The organism is Enterococcus mediterraneensis (assembly GCF_900604485.1).
Lineage (GTDB): Bacteria > Bacillota > Bacilli > Lactobacillales > Enterococcaceae > Enterococcus_C > Enterococcus_C mediterraneensis.
Map to the genome: position 1 here is coordinate 1,880,729 of NZ_UWOP01000001.1, position 22,621 is coordinate 1,903,349.

At 40.8% G+C, this 22,621-nt stretch carries 26 protein-coding genes and 1 pseudogene; 26 read left to right on the forward strand and 1 reads right to left on the reverse strand.

Annotation, left to right across the window (positions count from 1 at the left end):
* Positions 1-223: 223 nt before the first annotated feature.
* From EFB00_RS09185 to EFB00_RS09200, 4 genes are read left to right on the forward strand one after another with little or no spacing between them, the layout of a single operon-like run.
* A complete protein-coding gene (locus tag EFB00_RS09185; RefSeq protein ID WP_122646528.1) occupies positions 224-1,168 on the forward strand; it encodes an ABC transporter permease in 945 nt (314 codons plus the stop codon).
* Positions 1,165-2,124: an iron chelate uptake ABC transporter family permease subunit gene (locus EFB00_RS09190; protein WP_122646529.1), complete on the forward strand. Its 960-nt coding sequence runs from the start codon at positions 1,165-1,167 to the stop codon at positions 2,122-2,124. The genes EFB00_RS09185 and EFB00_RS09190 overlap by 4 nt, the downstream gene beginning before the upstream one ends.
* Entirely contained in the window at positions 2,121-2,879 is a 759-nt protein-coding gene (locus tag EFB00_RS09195; RefSeq protein ID WP_122646530.1) for an iron ABC transporter ATP-binding protein, read from the forward strand. The genes EFB00_RS09190 and EFB00_RS09195 overlap by 4 nt, the downstream gene beginning before the upstream one ends.
* 9 nt (positions 2,880-2,888) lie before the next feature.
* The gene (locus tag EFB00_RS09200) at positions 2,889-3,830 is read left to right on the forward strand and encodes a siderophore ABC transporter substrate-binding protein (RefSeq protein WP_122646531.1); all 942 of its coding nucleotides are present in this window, start codon (positions 2,889-2,891) and stop codon (positions 3,828-3,830) included.
* 108 nt (positions 3,831-3,938) lie between these two features.
* On the opposite strand, the gene spxB is transcribed toward EFB00_RS09200, so the two are convergent.
* Entirely contained in the window at positions 3,939-5,660 is a 1,722-nt protein-coding gene (gene spxB / locus EFB00_RS09205) for a pyruvate oxidase (protein ID WP_122646532.1), read from the reverse strand.
* Positions 5,661-5,917: 257 nt separating this feature from the next.
* Between spxB and EFB00_RS09210 the strand changes: the two genes are divergently transcribed.
* From EFB00_RS09210 to atpE, 22 genes and pseudogenes are all read left to right on the forward strand, one after another.
* A complete protein-coding gene (locus EFB00_RS09210) occupies positions 5,918-6,859 on the forward strand; it encodes an alpha/beta hydrolase (RefSeq protein WP_122646533.1) in 942 nt (313 codons plus the stop codon).
* A gap of 140 nt (positions 6,860-6,999) precedes the next feature.
* A complete protein-coding gene (locus EFB00_RS09215) occupies positions 7,000-7,374 on the forward strand; it encodes a TnpV protein (protein ID WP_122646534.1) in 375 nt (124 codons plus the stop codon).
* A 224-nt stretch (positions 7,375-7,598) separates the two neighbouring features.
* A complete protein-coding gene (locus EFB00_RS09220) occupies positions 7,599-8,228 on the forward strand; it encodes a TetR/AcrR family transcriptional regulator (RefSeq protein WP_122646535.1) in 630 nt (209 codons plus the stop codon).
* A gap of 2 nt (positions 8,229-8,230) precedes the next feature.
* The gene (locus EFB00_RS09225; RefSeq protein ID WP_122646536.1) at positions 8,231-8,923 is read left to right on the forward strand and encodes a hypothetical protein; all 693 of its coding nucleotides are present in this window, start codon (positions 8,231-8,233) and stop codon (positions 8,921-8,923) included.
* Complete coding sequence (locus EFB00_RS09230; protein WP_122646537.1) at positions 8,916-9,104, forward strand: cysteine-rich KTR domain-containing protein; 189 nt, start codon at positions 8,916-8,918, stop codon at positions 9,102-9,104. The genes EFB00_RS09225 and EFB00_RS09230 overlap by 8 nt, the downstream gene beginning before the upstream one ends.
* Before the next feature lie 32 nt (positions 9,105-9,136).
* Complete coding sequence (locus tag EFB00_RS09235; RefSeq protein WP_122646538.1) at positions 9,137-10,126, forward strand: serine hydrolase domain-containing protein; 990 nt, start codon at positions 9,137-9,139, stop codon at positions 10,124-10,126.
* 59 nt (positions 10,127-10,185) lie between these two features.
* Entirely contained in the window at positions 10,186-10,734 is a 549-nt protein-coding gene (locus EFB00_RS09240; protein ID WP_206423476.1) for an NAD(P)/FAD-dependent oxidoreductase, read from the forward strand.
* A gap of 442 nt (positions 10,735-11,176) precedes the next feature.
* Positions 11,177-11,656 carry an HXXEE domain-containing protein gene (locus EFB00_RS09245; RefSeq protein WP_164709453.1) on the forward strand — a complete coding sequence of 160 codons (480 nt, stop codon included), beginning with the start codon at positions 11,177-11,179 and terminating at the stop codon, positions 11,654-11,656.
* A gap of 422 nt (positions 11,657-12,078) precedes the next feature.
* Positions 12,079-12,504, forward strand: coding sequence for an RNA polymerase sigma factor (locus EFB00_RS09250; protein ID WP_122646540.1), 426 nt, complete (start codon positions 12,079-12,081; stop codon positions 12,502-12,504).
* A gap of 570 nt (positions 12,505-13,074) precedes the next feature.
* Entirely contained in the window at positions 13,075-13,377 is a 303-nt protein-coding gene (locus EFB00_RS09255; RefSeq protein ID WP_122646541.1) for a ribbon-helix-helix domain-containing protein, read from the forward strand.
* Between the two features lies 1 nt (position 13,378).
* Complete coding sequence (locus tag EFB00_RS09260) at positions 13,379-14,728, forward strand: relaxase/mobilization nuclease domain-containing protein (protein ID WP_122646542.1); 1,350 nt, start codon at positions 13,379-13,381, stop codon at positions 14,726-14,728.
* Entirely contained in the window at positions 14,725-14,952 is a 228-nt protein-coding gene (locus EFB00_RS09265) for a hypothetical protein (protein ID WP_122646543.1), read from the forward strand. Before EFB00_RS09260 ends, EFB00_RS09265 begins: the two co-directional genes overlap by 4 nt.
* 96 nt (positions 14,953-15,048) lie before the next feature.
* Positions 15,049-16,038 (forward strand): recombinase family protein, encoded by a 990-nt coding sequence (locus EFB00_RS13830; RefSeq protein WP_241153423.1) that lies wholly within the window; start codon positions 15,049-15,051, stop codon positions 16,036-16,038.
* 27 nt (positions 16,039-16,065) lie between these two features.
* Positions 16,066-16,170: pseudogene (locus tag EFB00_RS13835) on the forward strand (hypothetical protein); the annotation flags it as partial.
* A complete protein-coding gene (locus EFB00_RS13840) occupies positions 16,171-16,653 on the forward strand; it encodes a DUF4368 domain-containing protein (RefSeq protein ID WP_241153424.1) in 483 nt (160 codons plus the stop codon).
* A gap of 177 nt (positions 16,654-16,830) precedes the next feature.
* Positions 16,831-17,106 (forward strand): GNAT family N-acetyltransferase, encoded by a 276-nt coding sequence (locus EFB00_RS09275; RefSeq protein WP_122646544.1) that lies wholly within the window; start codon positions 16,831-16,833, stop codon positions 17,104-17,106.
* A 181-nt stretch (positions 17,107-17,287) separates the two neighbouring features.
* Positions 17,288-17,524: a preprotein translocase subunit SecG gene (gene secG, locus EFB00_RS09280; RefSeq protein ID WP_122646545.1), complete on the forward strand. Its 237-nt coding sequence runs from the start codon at positions 17,288-17,290 to the stop codon at positions 17,522-17,524.
* Positions 17,525-17,697: 173 nt separating this feature from the next.
* Positions 17,698-18,465, forward strand: coding sequence for an alpha/beta hydrolase (locus EFB00_RS09285; protein ID WP_122646546.1), 768 nt, complete (start codon positions 17,698-17,700; stop codon positions 18,463-18,465).
* Entirely contained in the window at positions 18,462-20,789 is a 2,328-nt protein-coding gene (gene rnr / locus EFB00_RS09290) for a ribonuclease R (protein WP_122646547.1), read from the forward strand. The genes EFB00_RS09285 and rnr overlap by 4 nt, the downstream gene beginning before the upstream one ends.
* Positions 20,790-20,803: 14 nt before the next feature.
* Positions 20,804-21,265, forward strand: coding sequence for an SsrA-binding protein SmpB (gene smpB, locus EFB00_RS09295; RefSeq protein ID WP_122646548.1), 462 nt, complete (start codon positions 20,804-20,806; stop codon positions 21,263-21,265).
* 308 nt (positions 21,266-21,573) lie between these two features.
* A complete protein-coding gene (gene atpB / locus EFB00_RS09300) occupies positions 21,574-22,293 on the forward strand; it encodes a F0F1 ATP synthase subunit A (RefSeq protein WP_122646549.1) in 720 nt (239 codons plus the stop codon).
* A gap of 35 nt (positions 22,294-22,328) precedes the next feature.
* Positions 22,329-22,541, forward strand: a complete 213-nt coding sequence (gene atpE / locus EFB00_RS09305; protein ID WP_122646550.1) for an ATP synthase F0 subunit C — start codon at positions 22,329-22,331, stop codon at positions 22,539-22,541.
* Positions 22,542-22,621: the final 80 nt, after the last annotated feature.

A 22,621-nucleotide genomic window follows, 5' to 3' on the forward strand; every position in this document is an offset into this window, starting at 1 on the left:
CAATAACAGAAAAAATATTTAATAACAAAAAATTTATTTTATATACAGGGAACGGTTGAGGTGAATAGAGTAAATTTCTATTTAATTTTTCTCTAAATGACGAATATTCTGCAATTAAAAGAACTTAATCATTAAAAAGTGATTGAAAAATAGAGCGCTTTAGCATAAACTGAGAAAGTGAGAGTGATAATCATTCTCAATTAAAAAAGTAAAGGAATGCGCTATGAAAAAAATCAGTATTATCGTGTTATTCCTTCTAATCATTGGTTCTATTTTCGTTGGCCTTCATGATGTGACGTTATCAGGGATTTTATCAGGTGATCCATTGGCGTGGCTATTGCTGTCACAGACACGATTGCCAAGAACCATCAGTCTGGTTTTAGCCGGAGGAATATTGGGTGTTTGCGGTATGATCATGCAGCATATGATGCAAAATCGCTTCGTATCGGCGAACACCATCGGAATGATGGACAGTGCCCGATTAGGTATTTTACTGGTCATGCTGTTTTTACCTGATAGCTCGATCTTATTGCGGTCAGGAGTCGCTTTTTTGTTTGCGTATGCTGGTGTTCTGCTGTTTTTGCATTTAAGTCGCTGGCTGCCTAAAAAAGATCCAATGATCCTACCGCTGACAGGTGTCATGTTCGGGAATATTGTCGGGTCTCTCGCTTCATTTTTCGCGTATCAGTTTCAATTGGTTCAAAATGTTTCTTCTTGGCTGCAAGGCAATTTTTCCACTGTTATGCAAGGAAGATACGAGCTATTGTATATTACGGTTCCGGTATTTTTTCTTTTATACTACCTTGCTTACCAAATCACAATCGCTGGTTTGGGAGAAACAATGGCGAAAAATTTAGGTGTGGAGTATGGTCGTCTGCAACTGGTCGTCTTTGCTTTAGTTGCCTTAGCAAGCAGTTCGGTACTGATCATGGTAGGAAATCTGCCCTTCTTGGGTGTTGTTGTTCCTAACTTGGTTTCATTGTTTTACGGTGATCATTTAAAAGATACATTAGGGATGACGGCGATCATTGGAAGTATTTTTTTATTGACTTGCGACATTATCGCCCGTTTGGTGATCGCGCCTTATGAATTGCCGGTCAGCGTTGTAGTAGGCGTACTTGGGGGAGCTTGTTTCTTATTTTTATTGATAAGGAGGAACGTGCGATGATCCGTAGACTTGTTTCTCAAAAACTGCTTTGGCTCTTTTTGATCATGGTGGGGCTGATGATCGGCTACCTTACATTCAATACATATGGCAATTGGGAATTCGCATTGCAGCTGCGTGGGAAAAAGATCGCTGCCTTTTTATTGGTGGCTCTTGTTTCTTCCATCGGCACCATCAGTTTCCAAACGCTGACGAAAAATCAATTTCTGACCCCCGGTATCTTGGGATTGGATAATCTATATGTAATGATCCAAACACTGCTATTCTTTTTTGCAGGAGGGATCACGATGCTGGGTCAGGAAAGCACAGGTTTGTTTTTGCTGAATGTAGGGATCATGGCATTATTGAGCGTTTTATTTATCGGGGTCTTTTTAAACAAACATTCCCATGAATTATTTTTGTTATTGATGGTGGGAATGATCGCCGGTACATTTTTTTCCAGTATCAGCAGTTTCCTGCAAGTATTGATGGACCCGAATGAATACGATCTTTTGCAAGGACGGCTTTTTGCTAGTTTCGGCAATATCAACACCGCGCATTTAGTAACTGCTGCCGGATTGGTGCTGTTTTGCAGTGTTTTCTTTTGGCTGGCGACTCCGGAGTTGGATGTACTGCATTTAGGCAAAGATCATGCCATCAATTTAGGGATCAAGCTGTCAGCCTTCCAGAAATGGAGTCTGTTGGGGATCTCTGTAATGACCGGGACTGCGACGGCGTTGGTGGGTCCGACGATCTTCTTAGGTTTTATCGTTGCGACTATCAGTTATCAGATCTTTGATACGTATCGTCATCGAGAACTGTTTCTAGGCGGTTTTTTTATCGGCGCGATCTTATTGATCGGTGGTCAGTTTTTAGTCGAACAAATTTTTCAGCTGACGACGACCATTAGTACGATCATTCAATTTATCGGCGGAATCTTTTTTGTTGGTAAAATTTTCTCAGAAAGGAAACGGATATGATCTCTGCAAAGGAAATTTCAAAATTTTATCAAGAAAAGCCTGTCTTAGATCATGTGGATCTGGATATTCCCCAAGGCAAACTGGTAGCGTTTATTGGACCGAATGGAGCGGGAAAAAGCACCTTTTTATCTTTAGTCAGCCGTCTTCAATCTCAATCTAGCGGTGAGATTTATTTGGATCATGAGGAAGTCCGCACATGGAAATCAAAAGCATTGGCGAAAAAATTAGCGATCTTAAAGCAAAGCAACGGTATCCAGTTAAACATCACAGTAAGGGAATTAGTCGCTTTTGGCCGTTATCCGTACAGCCGCGGCCGATTGTCAGCCGAAGATGAAACGATAATCGATGACGCGCTGATCCAGATGGAATTGTCAGAGATGGCTGAGCGATCTATCCATACCCTATCTGGCGGACAACTGCAGCGAGTTTATATCGCAATGATCCTAGCACAAGATACCGATTATATTTTGTTAGATGAACCATTGAATAATCTGGACATGAATCATGCCAATCAAATGATGCATTTACTGCAAAAACTCGTGCGGGAAAAACAGAAGACTATCGTGATCGTTTTGCATGACATCAATTTTGCGGCAGGATTTGCTGATCATATCGTGGCAATGAAAGATGGCAAAGTATTTGCCGATGGATCCACAGAAGAAATCATTCAGCCGGAAATCATCAATCGGCTTTATGGGATGAATATAAAAATATGTGAAATCGATGGAAAACGATTTTGCATGTATTTTCAATAGGAGGAAGAGATGAAAAAAATCACTGTAGGAATTTTATGTTTTGTTTCGTTTTTTGTATTGACAGCTTGCGGTAATCAACAAGCAGCAACATCGGCTGAAGAAGGGACTTCAGCAAAAGAAATAATAGTCGCAGCGGCAGAAGGAGAAGCCACAGTACCTTTAGATCCTCAAAAGGTCGTGGTTTTTGACAACAGTGCATTAGATACAATGGATGCGTTAGGTGTGGGTGATCGGGTGATCGGCGCTGCTACAGCAAATCTGCCTGAATACTTGAAAGAATATGACAAGGTAGAATCAGCCGGCGGGATCAAAGAACCGGACTTGGAAAAAATCAATCAAATGAAGCCGGATTTGATCATTATCTCTGGGCGCCAACGGGATTTTGAAAAAGAATTGTCCGCTATTGCGCCAACGTTGTTTTTAAGTGTGGATACGACAAGAACTTGGGAGTCGATCCAAGAAAATATAACAACAATAGGAAAAATATTTGAGAAAGAAAAAGATGCGGAAGAAAAAATAGCAGCTCTTTCAGAAAAAATCACTGCTGTAAAAGAACAAGCAGAAAAATCTCAACAAAAAGCGTTGGTGGTTTTAGCAAACGAAGGCAACCTTTCGGCGTATGGTCCGGGTTCCCGTTTCAGTATCATCCATGATACATTCGGTTTCTTACCAGCAGATGAAACGATCGAAGCTTCCACCCATGGACAAAGTATTTCCTATGAGTATATTTTGGAGAAAAATCCGGATATTCTTTTCGTAATCGATCGGACAAAAGCGGTAGGCGGAGATGACAGCAAGAACCAAGTCGCTGACAATGCGCTGGTGCAACAAACGACTGCCGGTAAAAACAACCAAGTCATTTCTTTAGATTCGCAAGTCTGGTATCTAGCCGGAAGCGGCTTGGAATCGCTGGAAATCATGTTGGACAATGTGAATCAAGCACTAAAATAAATAGTTTACTAAATAAACATATCCGAATGGCAAGATCGAGTTTTCGATTTTATCATCCGGATATGTTTTTATTATTTTATTGACGGAATTCTAACGGTTTTGAGTTGCTTAGCGAAGCAATTCAGTCAGGCTAGGCATATTCGTTACTTCATACCGTTCTTTGAATTTGTTGATTTGTTCCTCAGAGAATTTTTCGGGATCTAGTTCCATTGCTTCCACTGGTAATGGGCGTTCATCAGCAATCTTCACATCGATCACGACAGGACGATCTGATTTTTTAGCCGCTTCAAATGCATATTCTAATTGATCGTAAGAAGTGACAGTAAAGCCTTTGGCACCTAACGCTTCACCGACTTTTCCGTAATCTGCATCTTGCAGTAACACACCGAAGTAGGCTTTATTAGTATCTTCTTGTTCAGCTTCAATGAAACCGAAAGAATCATTCGTCAAAACGATATTGATGATCGGTAAATTGTATTTGACTTGAGTGATGATATCTTGCATATTCATTGCAAATCCGCCATCACCGGAGATCGTAAAGACTTGTCGATCAGGATAGCTCAATTTCGCAGCGATCCCGCCAGGAACAGCATAACCCATGGTAGCGAACCAACCGGAAGTAGTGAATGCTTGTTTGCCGTTCATTTCTAAATGACGGATCGAACTTAATGTTACATTACCGACATCCACAACATAAATCGCGTCATCTTCAGCGATGCGATTGATTTCCTTGAAGATTGGTTCGGGACGTAAAGGTGCGCGGTCATCGTCGTAAAAGCTGTGACGCCATTCATGCCAATTCTTGATGTTTTCTTGGTTTGCACGATACCAATGATCTGCTGGGCGAGCATCACCTAATTCAACTAAACGATCAAGTGCGGTGATGGCATCTCCTAAAACGGCGACATCTACTGCGTGGCGGCGGCCGAATTTCGAGGCATCGATATCGATTTGCACAAATTTGGCATTAGGATTGAAGAAGATGCTGCCAAATGGAAAATTGCTTCCGACAAATAAAATCAAATCGGCGACTGCCAATGCTTCGTTGGCTGGTTTGGTAGCAACACGAGCCGCAAAACCTAAGAAGTTTTCATAATCGTCAGGAATGATCCCTTTTGCTAAAACAGCGGCCGCAACTGGCATGCTGAAATGTTCAGTGAATTTTTTGATCGTATCAAAACCACCGCGGACTCCTTGCCCAATATAAAGTACCGGTTGTTTTGCTTCTTGAATCAACGGTAATACTTTTTCCAATTGACTTTCTTGTGGTAGAGGCAACACTTTTTGATGAGTGTTGGCAGAAGAAACAAACGTATCTTCGATTTCTGCAAAGCCGTAATCAACTGGGATCGTAACTACTGCGACACCTTTTTGTTCGTAAGCGGCTTTGATTGCTTCATCTATTACGTGAGGCAGACTTTCAGAATTCATCACTGTACGGTTGTAGACGCTGACATCTGCGAACATTGGATTTTCATTCAATTCTTGAAAGGCATTATAGTTCATAGAAGTTGAAGGAACTTGTCCCAACAAAGCTAATACCGGCACACTGTCCATTTGTGCGTCATAAAGGCCATTGATCAAATGACTTGCCCCAGGGCCGGCAGAACCGAAGACAGCGCCGATTTTACCTGTTAATTTGGCATCAGCTGCTGCAGCCAGTGCGCCCGCTTCTTCGTGGCGTACTTGAATATATTTTACTTCTTCTCGTTCTTCATAAAGCGCATCCATCGTAGAGTTGAAGGAACCGCCGGGAATCCCGTAGATATGATCGATTCCCCAATCTGCCATGACTTTTACCATTGCTACACTTGCATTGATTTTTGACATAGATGACCACTTCTTTCATGATTTTTTATAGTGTTATTGTATTCCTGAACGATTTTTTTATCAAACATTCTTACTCAAAGTAAGTAGGAAGCTAGATCCTGAATTTCTACAGCAGAAAAATACTGGAAATACAATCTTAATTATAGTATACCGAAACTTTGAAAAATTAACTTATTTCAAACATTGCTTTGATGAATTGCTGAAAGCACCGCTAAAATGCTACACTTGAAATGGTAAAAGCGAAGGGAAGAAAGCTTATGTTGAAATTTATCGGAATCCTATTGATCATAATTATTCTGCTTATAGCAGCAGGCTATTTATATTTGCGTCATTGGGCGTATTTTTTTGTCGATGCGGTTTTGCAAAGGGATAATCTTTGGTACGAAGAAGATGGACGACAAATGTTGAATCCTGGCTGGAAAAAGCAGGAAGTCATTCAAACAAATGAAACTTTTTGGCAAACAAAACAGACATGGCGGCTGGCTACTGCAGATGGGCTGCGATTACAGGCTGCCTTCTTTGATGGAGGTTCACACAACTGGGTGGTTTGTTTCCACAGTTATCGCAGTGATGGCGCTCGTGATATGGCAAGGATTGCCGAGCATTATTATCAAGCTGGATACAATGTATTGGTGCCGGATCTGCGGGCTCATGGAGAAAGCCAAGGAGAGATCATTGGGCTTGGTTGGCTGGATCGGTTGGATGTGATCGCGTGGGTGCAAAAAATAGTTGAACACGATGCCGATGCAAAAATTATTTTGCAAGGTGAATCTATCGGTGCTGCGGCAATTTTGATGGCTAGCGGTGAAAAACTGCCGTCAAATGTCAAGCTGTTGATTTCTGACAGCAGTTATACATCGGTCTACAGTGAGTTTCATTGGATGCTACGGAAACTGACAAAATATCCCATCAATCGCTTTATGAAATTAGCTAATAAATATGCCAAGAAAAAGCTCGGCTATTCTTTACGTCATGCTTCTGTGACACGTCAATTAGGCAGCAATCATTTGCCGGTATTGTTTTTACATGGTCGGAAAGACCAGTTTATTCCAGTCAAAGAAACCGCCACATTGATGGAAGCGACAGCCGGGGAGAAACAGTTGAAGATTTTTGACGGAGCGGATCATCTGCAAGCAAAAGTAACGAATACCGATGAGTATTGGCAAACGATATCTGACTTCATCAAGAAATACTTTTAATAGCCGGTTCACAAATCTTCTTTTAGGTAACAAATAACGGGGGGATTATTTAAGTTAAGGATAGTCGGATGGAGAAACTCACAAACACACTGCTTACAGAACTCCTCGCAAAACTATAAAATTGAATGGAGAAATGTAAAATGGGAAAATCATTATTTGAGCAAATGGGCGGCACATATCACGAAGAAAGCGACTATCTTATTCCTAACCTTGCGTTACCCGCCGAAGAAGAAAAGTCTATCGGTGTTTGGGGGCGGCGGCATTTGCGGTATCTGAAAGAGTATCGCAGGGTTACATACGCAAATCTTCTAACAAGCGGTAAGTTGAATGTTTATCTTGCGGATATAGATAAGCAGGCACAGGAACGCTTTCAAATGTTCATAGAGCAGATGAAACAGGTACAGGATATAACCGAGCAGCTAAAGGACGAAAAGCCTATGGAATGGGTACAGAGAATGAATAACGTACGGGCGTGTGCTATGGAGATTGTTAATAAGGAAATCATATATGCATAACAGAACGGTGGCAGAGTGTGAAATCTCTGCCGCTGTTTTTTTCAGAAAGTTTTGTTAAACGAGTACACATCTCTTGCTCGTGGAAAAGATAACTCCTATGATAGGATATTACAGTTCATCTGCTCTTTCAATTTTAGACTACCGGCTTGACAAGCGAACAGTTAGTAGCTATAATATAAAGGAGAACAAATGGTAGCTAAATTGTATTGAGAGAGGTGTCTTGAATGAAGCGTAATACAAAAGAGGATATTTTAATAGAGTCACTCCGGCTCTTTGCTCACTCTGGATATGACGGTGTGACAATGAGGGATATCTCAGGAAAAGTCGGAATCAGACAAAGTTCGCTGTATAAACATTTTGTTGGAAAGCAAGAAATTTTCGATAGTATCGTTGGACGCATGGATGCCAACTATAAAGAACAGTTGGATAAAATGACATTGGTATCCGGTAACAGCAACAAGCGAGCTGAGCAATATACCGAAAAAACGCTCAATAATATGGCGGATATAGGCGAGGCTCTATTTCTATATTGGACACAGGATGAATATGCAGCACTGTTTCGTAAAATGCTGATTATAGAACAGTATCGCAATTCAAAACTTGCGGTTCTCTATAATAAGTATTTTCTGTCGGGAGTCATTGATTTCCAAGAAGCGATTGTCAGCCGTTTAATTGAGGATGGCTTTTTCAAGCAAGGAAACCCTCATTTATTGGCGATGGAGTTTTATGGTCCGATTTTCTTGATGATAGCTGCATACGATACTGAGAAAAACGGTACTACTTTCAATGAATTAATTCGGGAACACGTAAAAAATTTTGGAAAATTACACGCTGTTAATGTAATGGAGGAATAGATATGGAAAAGGATAATCGTTTAATATATAAAGTTTGTGGTATTTCGTCGATAGCCGTTGCGATATTCGCAGTGTTATTTATTGTCCTCTTGGCATTTACCTTTGATTTTGCAGAATGGAAAGGAATTGTCAACTATCAAAATGCCTTTCATCCTATTCAGATGCTTACAGTAGTGCCATCTATGTTACTTGCCATTTCCTATGTGGTTTTTGTTAGCGGCTTACATATTTACGCTTCTGGCAATAAAAAAATATGGAATCAGTTGGCACTGAGTTTTGGATTGCTCTATGCAGGAATATCCATCGCAAATTATCTGATACAACTCGTCACGGTAATACCAAGTGTTCAAAATGGGATGACCGAAGGGCTTACTTTGCTTGTTAGTGGGTATTCCAACTCAATATTTTATGCACTAATGGCATCATACTTCTTGATGTGTATTTCTCTTTTCTTTGCGGCTTTTGTGTTTTCAAAGGAAGATAAAAACTATAAATGGATACGTAGGCTATTTGTATGCTCTGCTTTAGCAATTCCTTTGTTTCTTGTGGGAGTTGCTTTTGATATAGCGATTATTATGATGCTTGGAGCAATGGCTTGGTTAATTGGAGCAACGGTTGGGATGTTCGCTTTAGGTGCTTGCTTTCATAGGGAAACACACAGCTTAGGCATTAATAAAGGTGAAATGCATGGGTAAGACGGAATGGATATGCTGTCCTGTTTGTGGCAATAAAACTCGTGATAGAGTTAGAGAAGATACCATTTTAAAAATTTTTCCTCTTTACTGCCCGAAATGCAAACAGGAAAGTTTGATTGAAGCAAAAAGCTTACAAATAACCGTTATCAAAGAGCCGAATGATAAGGGTCTTGATTTATGAAAATAAATCAGAAGTTGTGGAGGAAGTGAAGAATGACTAAAGAAGCATTACATAATTTGATTAAAAAAGAACAACCAAATATTTGTCAGATTGTTGCATATAAAGACAACAAAAAAATATACAGTGATGAATGGAATCATTATAAAGCGGACGATTGCACGCATATTATGTCCGCTACAAAAAGCGTGGTTGCATTGCTCATTGGCATCGCGTTGGATCATGGGTTAATTAAAAGTGTAGATGATAAGGTGCTTGACTATTTTCCCGATTATACGGTGAAACGCGGCGAAAAGACCATCTATGCAATAACGATTAAACATTTGCTTACCATGCGAGCACCCTACAAATGCAAAGGTGACCCGTGGACAAAAATATGCACCAGCGCAGATTGGACGAAAACATCGCTGGACTTTTTAGGCGGAAGAAAAGGCTTAACAAATGAGTTTCAATATCAAACCGTGTGCCTACATATCTTAACAGGGTTGTTGCATCAAGTCTGTAACATGAAAACCGTTGATTATGCAAATAAGTATTTGTTTGCACCGATAGGCGTCAAAAACCATATCAATTTTTATGCCGAGACGGCAGATGAACACAAGCATTTTACAATGTGTAAAGAGCCGAAAGAAGATGTATGGTTTTGTGATCCAATGCAAATAGCAACTCCGGGATACGGACTGTGTTTGTCTGCTGAAGATATGGCGAAAATAGGGTTGCTGTGTTTGAACAAAGGGAGTTTTGATGGTAAGCAAATTGTATCGTCTAAATGGATTGATGAAATGACTGCTCCTGCCTTAGTAGAAAGCGACCAATTTAGAAACATGATGTACGGCTACCTCTGGTGGATTATCGATAAAGATAAAAAAGTATATGCCGCCATTGGGAACAGCGGGAATGTAATCTATATTGATCCCCAAAACGACATTGTGATTGCGGTCACTTCTTATTTTAAACCAACAGTTTTTGACAGAGTTGATTTTATAGAGGAAGTAATTAAACCATCTATTTTAGAGAAATTATAGATAAATTCTGTTTTGTTAAAATCCAAAGTGTAACAAGAAAATTTAATGAGGAATTGCTAATGTATGATGTGATAGTAATTGGTGCAGGCCCGGCAGGATGTATTGCCGCAAAAACACTCTCCCAAAATGGATACAGAGTGTTGTTGATTGAAAAATTTGAATTACCACGTTACAAATCTTGTTCTGGAGTTTTAATAAAAAAGACTATGGATTTGGTTTGGCAATACTTCAATGAGGACGTTCCTGCCCTATCAATGTGTGAACCAATTCAAAACAAAGGAATGATTTTCACAGATGATAAAGGCAAAGAATATCGCTTTGAACAAGAAGGGTTTAATGTTTGGAGAAGCTCTTTTGATAACTGGCTTGTTGATAAAGCAAAAGAAAGTGGTGCAGAAATAAGGGATTGTACTACTGCGATATCTTGTGTAAAAGATGATCAAACGGTAACTGTCACTATGCTTAGCGACCAAAAAACATATACAAAAAAGCACACTACATTATTGATTGCGAGGGAGTTGTTGGAACATTTAAACGAAAACTCGGTTATGATGATGCCCGATAGATCACGACTTTTCAAACCTTTAATCAGGGAACTATTGACTTAGACCCTCATTATTTCTACGCATATCTACAACCTGAACTTTCAGAGTATGATGCTTGGTTTAATGTGAAAGATAATCTTTTGGTCTTGGGAGTTTCGGTTAAAGACACAAGCAAGATTAGCTTTTACTATGATGCGTTCACCACTTACAAAAAAACACATAGCTTTCTTTGATTTTTATCAAGAAGAAAATTAGAATGCTATTTCAGGAGGAATATAGAATGAACAACTTAAGTTCTAAAAGGGATTCCACAATCCATTCTTGAGATTGGATGGCAATGGGGTTAGTTGTTTCTTTTCGCATGGCCTGCTCCTTTCAAAAAAGCGCAAGATTTAAGGGAGTAGTGTAGCACTTACAGCCAGATAATTAACCATAATATGTTCATAGTATATACTAAAATCAGACAAAACGCTACATGTGTAGCACATTTAGGAGCGATAAAAAAATGGATGCGATTGTATTTATGCTGTGCGTATCACTTCACAATATTGAAGAAGCCCTTTGGCTTATGGAATGGCAACAAAAAGAAATGCCCAATAGCCGGAGAAACATAAAAAAGAATTATTTTATATTTGCGGTTATTGGCATTACTGTTTTGTTACATTTAGTTTCTGGATTATATCTCTTGTTTCCCAATAATACGATATTCAATTATGGATTTGTTGGTTGTGTTGGAGTGATGTTGATAAATGCCATAGTACCACATTTGGCACTTTTTATTAAAACAAGAAAATACTGCCCCGGTATATTAACAGGTAGCTTTCTTTTAATCCCGCTCAATAGCATTATTTTATACAAAAAAATATCTGTACATTTGACAATAGGGGAGGTGGTTTTTTCAACTCTTATTATGGGATTGCTACTTATTTTGGCAATTCTACTACTGAAAAAAATAGCCAAACGTGCGCTTAGCTTTTTGGAATAATAAATGCTGCAATTTTAGCTAATAGTATACCGCCCCAACGGAAATAAAAAAAACCGTTGTTGCGGCGGCTGAATAGCTGTGTCCAAAACATATAGATAGTAGCTTAACGGCGGTTTTGATTTTCTCAAAACCGCCGTTCTCTATTTTCGGAGGGCTTGGTAAACTGCGCCCATTTTTAGCAACACGGCGGTACTTTAGGAGGTATCGCCGTGTTTTCACGCCTATTGTATTCCCTGTTTTGCGTTGTGCCGCTATGGCAACATAGTGGCCGGGTTTAGCCAGAGGACAACAAAGTCTATCGCCACTTCGGGCCAACTTGGCCCGAGGTTAGGGCCGGGCCGCTAAAGCACAGCGGCCCCGGTTGTCGTTCCCCTCCCTCCATTCTGGATTTTCTCAAAAAATTCAGATTGGAGGAAAACAATATGGCTTACAACAAAGCCAAAGAAGAACGGAAATGGCGGCTCTGGAAAGAAGCTGAGGAACAAATAATGCGTGAGTGTGGTGTTGATGAAAGCACCATTGAAGAAATTCGCATTTATGACAGAGCAGATTTTAATTCCAACAGGCGGTTTTACAGACGCTTGAACGATATAGGCGAATACATCGAGGAAACCGCAGAAAAGGAACACAGTACAGAGGTCAACACAGTAGCAGATTTGCTGAATGAGATTGAAAACGAAAGTCTGTATCATGCGTTGCTTACAGTAGACAAGCGTACTCTGCTGATTGTTCTGCTGAAAATGCAGGGATATTCCGCAAAGGAGATTGCACCGATTGTTCATATAACAACGGGAGCTATCTATGCAAGATTAGACCATTTGCGGAAGAAGCTGCAAAAGGTTTTATAGTATCTAATAAAGTTCGCTTTCCTATGGGCTATTGGGTGAGAGGCTAAAAAACCTCTCACTCAATTTTCTTCTGAAAAAGTCTGTATAATTTTCTGGAATTGCGGTCATACTAAAAAGTTTGTGCAAAATCTTGACAATCCCATATTCTATGTGTTAATATGAAATACTCAATTTTGAGTTTAACTGAATACATACTGTTACCCATATAATTTTCTGTGAGTGAAAAGGTTTTGAATCTCAAAGCCGTTACATAGCATTGCGAAATTAGAACGAGAGAAATCTCCCGTCTATCCGCAATGTCGTGTAGCGGCTTTTTTGTTTGCCCGAAATAAAGGAAATCATATCCAAAAGGTCGGTGATAAAACATAAGGATTTTCTTTTCAGCAAGCAAAGACAAAAATGAATATCAGCTACACGAAAATACCCCTGCGGCTCTGTCCACAGGAATAGCGAGCATCGGATTGTGGCAGCCACAATCCAAATCCACACCCTAAAGGGATGTGGACTTTACTCAGGGAACACCCCTGAATACCCCGTTAAAGGTGAAATTTAAGACTGGAGGAATGAAGAATGAGCGAAGAAAAAGTAAGAGTTGGCTTGCACTTGACTGAGGAGGAAAGCGAAAATCTCAAACGTTATGCTACCGATTGCGGCTTGTCTGTATCGGAATTTATGCGGCAACTATGTAGAGGAAACTACCCAAAGCCTGTGCCGCCTAAAGCGTTTTGGGAACTGTTGAACGCACTATATGAGGTTCATAACGGCTTCAAAGAATGTTCCAAATATGAGCCGTCAGCATTGGAAATCTGCAAAGATATTGAGGAGTTCATTGTAGATTTGCAAAAGAAATTTACTGTTGGGGAGGCAGTTTAGAGTGGCTACTACAAGCCTATGGCACATCAAAGGGCGATTAAAAGACCTCATTGACTATGTTGAAAATCCCGATAAGACCACACCCACCGAGGATATGAAAGACTTCTTTCAAGTGTTTTCCTATGCCGCTAATCCTGCCAAAACCAATGAGGGCGAATATGTTTCCGCTATCAATTGCCTGAAAGAAACAGCCTTGCAGCAGATGATTTTAACAAAGCAGCAGTATGGAAAAACGGGAAAATATATTGCGTGGCACGGTTATCAGAGCTTTAAGCCTGACGAGCTAACACCTAAACAATGCCACGAAATTGGCTTGAAACTCGCCCAAGAAATGTGGGGAGATAGATATCAGATAATCGTCACTACCCACCTTGACAAAGAGCATTTGCATAATCATTTCTGTTTCAATTCCGTATCCTACCTTGATGGCGGCAAATACAACTACTCAAAAACGGAACAGAAAAGACTGCGTGATGTGTTCGACAGACTATGCAGGGATTATGGATTATCGGTCATAAACCGCCCGAAAAAAACACCGTCAAGACCGCTTTACCTTGATGAAAAAAGCGGCAAGCCCACCCGATATAATGTCTATCGTGAGGACTTAGCTGAAGCAATCAGCGGCAGCCGCACCATAGAATATATGGCGAAATATCTTATCCGCAAAGGCTATGAGGTAAATTTTTCGGGCAAGCATTGGAAAATGAAGCTGCCGCAGTATCAGTATTTCACAAGATTAGATACGCTTGACGAGCGACTGACCCCCGATTTTATTCGTAGTTATTTAGGTTCACAAACACGATACGGAAACCGCCTCGCCAAAGTAACCTACTCCCCGTATATGCCCGAAGAATACAAAAATGCGTGGAAACCAAAGAAGAAAACCACAGGCATTTTGGCTTTGTATTATTACTGGTGCTATCAGTTGGGGATATTTCCGAAAGGCACAGACTACAAGCCTACCAGTCCGTTTATGAAAGAGGAATTGCGAAAGATAGACGAAATTTCGGCACAGGTGCGGTATATGACAACGAACAACATCTCCACTCTCTCTGATTTGCACGCTGACAGGGATAAAAATCAATCGGAAATGGATAATCTCATTGACTATCGAAAGCGTTTGCAGAACAAAATCCGCAGGGCATCACCTGCTGAAAAAGAAATACTGCGAGCCAAGAAAACAGGCATTACTGAGCAAATCACAGACCTTCGCAAGAAATTAAAATATGCCAAAGGTATTGAGGAACGCTCTATCCGCATTGACGAGCGTATGAATGCTTTATATGAAAATGAGCAACAGGCAAAGGAAAATCACCGCCCGAAAAAGAAAAAGGAGGAGCGTGAGAGATGATTAAAAAGCTGTTTGACCGAATGATAACTCAACAAATCAAGCCAAAGGATGAGGACATTGCCACAGGTAACCTTATCGAGAATGACGGCAAAACCTATTTTGTTTCAGGTAAAAATGTTGTCTGCCTGACCGAGCATTTTCCCGACACAAAGGCAACGGTAACCGATTTGATTGAAAGCACGATACAATATGAGGGCAAAAGCTCCGAGAAAGCTGTAAATTAACAAACCCGATATGGAAATACGGTATGATTTATGCATATAATATGCTCGTAAACAGTGTGTTATAGCGTGAGTTGTTTCCGAGAAAAGGAGGATAATTTGAAACAACAAATCTATAACGCAGCACTCTATTGCAGGCTTTCTCGTGATGATGAGCTTCATTCGGAGAGTTCAAGCATAGGCACACAGCGAAAAATACTCAAAGATTACGCTGTGGAACAGGGCTTTCACATTGTTGACGAGTATATCGACGACGGATGGTCTGGCACGAATTTTGACAGACCGAGCTTTCAGAGAATGATAGACGATATTGAGGACGGTAAGGTAAATTGTGTTATCACAAAGGATTTATCCCGACTTGGCAGAAACTATATTCTCACAGGGCAGTACACCGAGATTTATTTTCCGTCAAAGGGTGTGCGGTATATTGCCATCAGCGACAGCGTGGATTCCAAAGACGGTGAAAGCGACATTGCTCCGTTCCGCAACATTCTCAATGAGATGGTGGCGAGAGATACCAGCAAAAAGGTCAAATCGGCTATGCGGGTGAAGTTCAACAATGGCGAATATATCGCTCCTGTTACGCCCATCGGTTATATCATCGACCCGAACAACAAAAACAAGCTCATTATTGATGAGGAAACACGATGGATTCCCGAAAGGATTTTTGACCTTGCAGCACACGGTAAGGGTGCGGGAGCAATCGCAAGAATACTGAAAGCCGAAAAAATTCCTACCCCTACTTGGTTTCGGTATGTACGTTACGGAGAACGAGCCAAACGCTTTGAGGGACAGCCTGAAGAAGTCAAATACCGATGGAATATTGTTACAGTACAGCATTTAATGGATAACGAATGCTTTATCGGGAACACCGTTCATTACAAGTTGGTTAAGACCTCATTCAAGAGCAAGAAAAACCGTGTCACCTCCGAAGATGAATGGCTGCGGGTAGAAAATACGCACGAGCCGATTATCTCAAAGGAAATCTGGGATTTAGCCCACGCTCATATGGATTCCAGAAAGAGGGAAGCCAAACGGGGCGAGGACAACATCTTTGCAAGGCTGGTCTACTGCGGAGAATGCGGATGATCGCTCAGTAGTGCAAGCAAAAAGAAACAGAGCAAGTATTTTCGCTGCACAAAGTATAGTCAGCAAGGCAAAGACGAATGCTCCCTGCATTTCATCACCTACAATCTGCTTTACGGTGTGGTGCTTGCATGATTGCAGTATTGGCTGCAAGAGGTACACACCAACAGCGACAAGCTGCTTGACAGGCTTTTGAAGTCGGGCGATAAGCAGCGTAACACCGAGCGAAGGCACGATGAAAAGGAACTCAAGAAAGCCCGCAAACGCAAAGCAGAGGTCGACGCACTATTCGCAAAGATGTATGAGGATAGCATAAGCGGCAGGCTTGACGAGGACAATTTCAAAATGCTGACCGCAAAATACCGCACAGAGCAGCTAAAGCTATCCGAGCAGATAGAGCAAAGGGAAACACGGCTTTCACAGTCCGAAGCCGATGTAAACAACACACAGAAATGGATTGATTTAATTGGTAAGTATTCTGCAATAGATGAGCTTACCGCACCGCTTCTGAACGAGTTAATTGACAAAATCCTTGTTCACGAAGCACGACGGGACGAAAACGGCAAAAAGATATGGGATATTGAAATCTATTATCGTTTCGTCGGTATGATTGAGTAAATTACAGGATTGAGCCTGTCTCATTTACGGGCAGGTTCGTACATACTATCCTTAACTAATATAAGGCGGAATATAATTAGTTGCCAGTAACTGACGATACTGCTAGAATGTAGAAAAATATTTATGCTGTGGCATTGCCTCCAGGATAAAAAAGTTACTTGAAGGGATGGAAAATAGATGGAGATCAAAGAAGAAAAAAACCGTTTTGCATTGTATAATGATGAAGGAACGGAAATCGGCGAAATGACTTGGGTCGATGCTGGGGAAGATATCATGGTCATTGACCATACGTTTGTCGATCCAACGTATCGCGGACAAAAATTAGCAGAAAAATTAGTTCGCAGCGGCGTGGAAAAAGCGCGACGGGATGGTGTCAAAATCGTTCCTTTATGCCCGTATGCCAAAAAAGAATTTGATGAAAAAAGCGAATACCAAGATGTTTTGCGTAAATAGCTTTTATTGAACTTTAGAGTGATCAAAGAATCGGCGGCGAAAACAGTCTTCTGTTTAGCGCCGATTCTTTAATTATTTCATTTCCTATATAATAGTATGGAATAGATCTTTTTATGGAAAAAAAAGCTGAGGTATGCTACATTATAAGAGATGATTTCTAATAACTGAGGAGGATAGCCTAGTGTATAATTTGATTGTCGGAATCGTAATTGTTTTATCTATCTTAATGATCATTGCTATCATGATGCAGCCTAGCAAACAAAACAGTGCGGCCAGCGCATTTACTGGTGGTGCCGATCAATTGTTCGGAAAACAAAAAGCGCGGGGATTTGAAGCGGTAATGCAACGCGCAACAGCGATCATGGCTGCTGTATGGTTGATTTTACTTTTTGTATTGGTGTATCTGTCTTCACACTAATCAGTCCATCAGCCTGAAGTTTTTTCAATAGAAGATGAATAGGTGAAACACGGTTCAAGAAGATTGACAGGTGTTTCGCTTTTTTTATGTCAAAATTTCAATGAATTTGTGGATCTGATAGAACAGGTGCTTTGAGGAAAGTATGTTAAAATTGGTGGTGTGAGGTGAAACGAATGGCAGCAAAAATTAAGATGCCAAAAACGCTTTTTAGTGAACAGGGGCAACGCGCAGTGATCCTGCTTCATGCATATTCAGGAAGTCCAAACGATGTACGTATGCTGCATCGCTTTTTGGAAAAACACAACTATACGGTGTATTCACCGATGTTTACGGGACATGGGACGATGGAGCCTTTAGACATATTAGAAGAATCGACAATAGTTTGGGAGCAGGACGTACAGGATGCACTCAGATTTTTGAAAGAAAAAGGATATCGCAAGATCGCTGTTTTCGGATTATCGATGGGAGGCATCTTCGCGGCACATACGTTGACTCTGGCAGATCAAGAAATCATTGGAGGCGGTGTATTCTGCTCGCCAATTTATCCAACTAAAAATCAAGTGCCGGAAAACTTCGTTAAGTATGCGCAACAAGTATATCGTTATAGCACAGTCGCCGGGGAACAATTAGCAACCAATTTGGCAAAAGTCCAGCAGGGTGTGCAACAGCAGCTGCAAGATATCGAAGAACTTGGCCGCACAACCAGTGAAAATTTAGCGAAGATCCAAGTGCCTGTATTTTTAGCGCAAGCTGGGAAAGATGAAATGATCGATCCCAAAACGGTTTTTCGCACCGCGCAAGGAATCACACAGGTACCATTTACATTGAAATGGTACCCTGAAAGCCAGCATGTGATCACCGTTGATCCTGTGCATAAAGACTTTGAGCGAGATGTACTGGATTTTATTGAGGGACTCGCTTGGAATGAGGGAGAAGAGTGAAGAATATTAAAGAACAGATATTGTTGTTTATTGAAGAAAGTAGTAAAAAAAGCTTTTCGGCAGAAGAAATCGCAGAAGGGTTAGGACTGAAAAAAAGTGCGGATTTTAAAGCGCTGGTCCAAACGATCGCTCAGATGGAACGAGAAGGAACCGTTATCTTCAATAAAAAAGGCAAAATAAAATTGCCGCCGAAATTAGTATTGGTGGAAGGAACTTTTCGCGCTAATGAACGTGGCTTCGGTTTTGTGACCGTCGATCCGGAAGAAGATGATATTTATATACCGAAAGAATTTACGGGATATGCAATGGACGGCGATATTGTCGCAATCGATATTTTGAAACCTTCCAGTCCTTTTGGCGATCGAGGAGCAGAAGGAAAAGTCGTAGAAATAAGAAAACGGGGAATCAGCCAGATCGTCGGTGAATTTACACTGTTTTCTGAAGAAGAAATCAAAGAAACAGATCTATACGGTGTCGTCGTACCTAAAGATAAAAAAATGGGCGAATTGAAAATCTACATCGCGGCGGAAGGAATCCGACCGGTGGATGGCAATATCGTTATCGTAGAGATCACCCATTATCCGGAAAAAGGATATGCTACAAGCTTGGAAGGAATTGTTAAAAAAGTTATCGGTCACAAAAATGATCCTGGAATGGATATTTTGTCGATCGTAGTAGCCAATGGGATACCGACACAGTTTCCAGAAGATGTCTTAGCGCAAGCTGATGCGGTACCTGATACGATCGATCCGGAAAAATTTCCAGAACGTCGTGATTTAAGAAACCAGCAGATCGTCACGATCGACGGTGAGGACGCAAAAGATTTGGATGATGCGGTAACTGTTCGCAAGCTGGACAACGGCAATTACTTTTTAGGGGTGCATATCGCTGATGTTTCTTATTATGTAACAGAAGATAGCAAGTTAGACGGCGAAGCATTTGAACGAGGAACAAGTGTTTATTTGACTGACCGAGTGATCCCGATGCTTCCGCAACGGCTTTCTAACGGAATCTGTTCGTTAAATCCCAAGGTGCCTCGCTTGACGATGAGTTGCGAGATGGAGATTGACAAAAACGGACAGGTAGTTTCCTATGATATTTTTCAAAGTGTGATCCAAACAACAGAACGGATGACTTATACCGCGGTCAATAAGATTTTAGACGGCGATGAAGAGACCCGTCGTCGTTATCACGAGTTAGTGAAGATGTTTGAAGAAATGGCGGAACTCCATGACATTCTAGAAAAAATGCGTATCCAGCGCGGTGCGGTTTCTTTTGAAGATCGGGAAGCAAAAGTGTTGGTAGATCCTAAAGGCCATCCAATGGATATCGTTTTGCGCGAACGTGGTGTTGGGGAACGGTTGATCGAATCGTTTATGCTGGCGGCCAATGAGACAGTGGCGCAGCATTTTGCCAAACAAAAACTGCCGTTTATCTATCGGATTCATGAAGAACCGAAAGAGGACAAATTACGGCGTTTCTTTGATTTTGCATCGGCGATCGGAATTCTTGTCAAACAGACTAAAGGCAGTATTACACCGAAAGATCTGCAGCAAGTGGTGTTAGATGTTGCGGACAAACCGGAATCGATGGTCATCAATACGATGCTTTTACGAAGCATGCAGCAAGCCAAATATTCAGAGGTCAATTACGGTCACTATGGTTTGGCGGCGGAATATTATACGCACTTTACTTCGCCGATCCGTCGTTATCCTGATTTGATCGTTCACCGTCTGATCCGTTCTTATACAGAAGACAAGTCAGAAGAAAATCAAGCGCTTTGGGCAGGAAAACTGCCGGATATCGCGGTCCACAGTTCACAGATGGAACGACGTGCTGTCGATGCGGAACGTGAAGTAGATGCTATGAAAAAAGCGGAATTTATGGCGGATCATATTGACGAAGAATTTGACGGTATCATCAGTTCTGTTGTGAAATTCGGGATATTTGTGGAACTGCCAAATACCATCGAAGGAATGATCCATATCAGTGCATTGAAAAATGATTACTTCCATTTCTTGGAAAATCACTTGGCACTGGTGGGTGAACGCACAGGATTGACCTATAAGATCGGACAAAAAGTCCGGGTCAAAGTTGTCAAGGCCGATCCAACGACTCGAGAGATTGATTTTGAACTGCTCTCAGCCGAAGAAGTTGAACCAATCAAACAAGACAAAAAAAATAAACCGGCCGGACGACGCGGAAAAAGAGAAGACAAACGTCCGAAAAATCAAAAAGCCACACAAGGCAGAGGAAAAAGCAAAAATAAAAATAAGAAAAATAAAAAACCTTTTTATAAAGGAATCAAGAAAAAAGGTAAATAGCTGGAGGTGGCTTTATGCCCAAAGGTGAAGGAAAGCTGATCGCACAAAACAAAAAAGCACGGCATGATTATACGATCGTCGACACGATGGAAGCGGGCATCGTGCTGCAAGGAACCGAAATCAAATCGATCCGCAACAGTCGGATCAATTTGAAAGACGGTTTCGTACGGGTGCGAAACGGCGAGGCCTTTTTATACAATGTACACATCAGTCCTTACGAACAGGGAAATATCTTCAATCATGATCCATTGAGGACACGGAAGTTATTACTCCATAAAAAACAAATCGCTCGTTTGATCGGTGAGACCCAAAGTAATGGAATGACCATCGTGCCGTTGAAGGTATATATCAAAGACGGATATGCCAAGGTACTGATCGGTATTGCGAAAGGGAAAAAGCAATACGACAAGCGGGAAACCTTGAAACGAAAAGACCAAGAACGTCAGATCAAACGAGCACTTAAAAATTTCTCATAATATTCTTAAATTGCTTGGGAGATTCCAATAGTTATCGCTTCCTAAAGTTGCGGATTTTTGATAGCATTTAAACAAAAGATGTCGCTATATCAATGTTCGATTTCATAAAACTGGTTTCATTGGCTTTCCTTATTGAAGATATTTGAAAATCCTATTATGCAAAGTGGGAAAAATGTCTAATTTTAGCTGAAAATGTTTTGAAATTTTTCAATGGTGGTGGTATGATACCGATTGTTATCGAACTTATGGCATCATAGCAATTATTAAACAGATTTTACTTGGAAATCGTGGGAAAAGAGGTGAGAATATTGGAAGACAAATCACTAATGTTTCACATTGGTCCGATTTGGTTTGACGGCACTGTCACTTTGATGACGGCGATCACCTGTATCATTGTCTTTGCTCTTGTTTTCGTTTGTACCAGAAACTTGCAAATGAAGCCAAAAGGAAAGCAAAACTTTATTGAATGGATCATTGATTTCATCAAGGGAATTCTTTCCGAAAACTTGCCTAGCAAGGAGATCAATAATTTTCATTTGCTGTCAGTAACATTGTTTCTATTTGTCTTTGTTGCCAACGAAATTGGATTGGTCACTAAGATAGTGACCCGTAATGAGATCACATTTTGGAAGAGTCCGACTGCTGATCCATTCGTGACATTGACCTTAGCACTGATGATGATCGCACTGACGCATTATTTTGGTGTGAAAACATTTGGGTTAAAAGGCTACATTAAGAATTCTTATTTTAAACCGGTCAGCTTTTTACTGCCGATTAAAATTATTGAAGAATTCACCAACGTAATCACATTAGGGTTGCGTCTTTACGGTAATATCTTTGCGGGAGAAGTTCTTTTAGGACTGATCGCAAATATGATGAACCAAATCGGATGGCTATCATTACCATTAGTTATCCCATTGGAAATGGTTTGGATCGGTTTCTCATTATTTATTGGGGCTATCCAAGCATACGTATTCGTTACTTTATCTATGGTCTTCATGAGCCATAAGATTGAGGCAGAACACTAAAAAATCTTGATATAAATCTTAGGAGGAAAAAAATTATGAACTTTATCGCAGCGGGTATCGCAATTGTCGGAGCAGCAATCGGAGCAGGTTATGGTAACGGACAAGTTATCTCAAAAACAATCGAATCTATGGCACGTCAACCAGAATTGTCTGGTCAATTACGTTCGACAATGTTTATCGGTGTAGCGCTAGTTGAAGCTGTTCCTATTCTAGGTGTGGTTATTGCTTTACTTCTAGTCTTCCGTTAATCAAGAAGAGAAGCAGAACTGTTCGATACGGGTGTTCTGCTTTTTTGCATGAACTATTGGACAGTTAGATTACAAGTAAA

Coding starts and splice junctions, on each gene's coding strand:
- EFB00_RS09185 (WP_122646528.1), top strand. CDS start 224: ATGAAAAAAATCAGTATTATCGTGTTATTCCTTCTAATCATTGGTTCT.
- EFB00_RS09190 (WP_122646529.1), top strand. CDS start 1,165: ATGATCCGTAGACTTGTTTCTCAAAAACTGCTTTGGCTCTTTTTGATC.
- EFB00_RS09195 (WP_122646530.1), top strand. CDS start 2,121: ATGATCTCTGCAAAGGAAATTTCAAAATTTTATCAAGAAAAGCCTGTC.
- EFB00_RS09200 (WP_122646531.1), top strand. CDS start 2,889: ATGAAAAAAATCACTGTAGGAATTTTATGTTTTGTTTCGTTTTTTGTA.
- spxB (WP_122646532.1), bottom strand. CDS start 5,660: ATGTCAAAAATCAATGCAAGTGTAGCAATGGTAAAAGTCATGGCAGAT.
- EFB00_RS09210 (WP_122646533.1), top strand. CDS start 5,918: ATGTTGAAATTTATCGGAATCCTATTGATCATAATTATTCTGCTTATA.
- EFB00_RS09215 (WP_122646534.1), top strand. CDS start 7,000: ATGGGAAAATCATTATTTGAGCAAATGGGCGGCACATATCACGAAGAA.
- EFB00_RS09220 (WP_122646535.1), top strand. CDS start 7,599: ATGAAGCGTAATACAAAAGAGGATATTTTAATAGAGTCACTCCGGCTC.
- EFB00_RS09225 (WP_122646536.1), top strand. CDS start 8,231: ATGGAAAAGGATAATCGTTTAATATATAAAGTTTGTGGTATTTCGTCG.
- EFB00_RS09230 (WP_122646537.1), top strand. CDS start 8,916: ATGGGTAAGACGGAATGGATATGCTGTCCTGTTTGTGGCAATAAAACT.
- EFB00_RS09235 (WP_122646538.1), top strand. CDS start 9,137: ATGACTAAAGAAGCATTACATAATTTGATTAAAAAAGAACAACCAAAT.
- EFB00_RS09240 (WP_206423476.1), top strand. CDS start 10,186: ATGTATGATGTGATAGTAATTGGTGCAGGCCCGGCAGGATGTATTGCC.
- EFB00_RS09245 (WP_164709453.1), top strand. CDS start 11,177: ATGGATGCGATTGTATTTATGCTGTGCGTATCACTTCACAATATTGAA.
- EFB00_RS09250 (WP_122646540.1), top strand. CDS start 12,079: ATGGCTTACAACAAAGCCAAAGAAGAACGGAAATGGCGGCTCTGGAAA.
- EFB00_RS09255 (WP_122646541.1), top strand. CDS start 13,075: ATGAGCGAAGAAAAAGTAAGAGTTGGCTTGCACTTGACTGAGGAGGAA.
- EFB00_RS09265 (WP_122646543.1), top strand. CDS start 14,725: ATGATTAAAAAGCTGTTTGACCGAATGATAACTCAACAAATCAAGCCA.
- EFB00_RS09275 (WP_122646544.1), top strand. CDS start 16,831: ATGGAGATCAAAGAAGAAAAAAACCGTTTTGCATTGTATAATGATGAA.
- EFB00_RS09285 (WP_122646546.1), top strand. CDS start 17,698: ATGGCAGCAAAAATTAAGATGCCAAAAACGCTTTTTAGTGAACAGGGG.
- smpB (WP_122646548.1), top strand. CDS start 20,804: ATGCCCAAAGGTGAAGGAAAGCTGATCGCACAAAACAAAAAAGCACGG.
- atpE (WP_122646550.1), top strand. CDS start 22,329: ATGAACTTTATCGCAGCGGGTATCGCAATTGTCGGAGCAGCAATCGGA.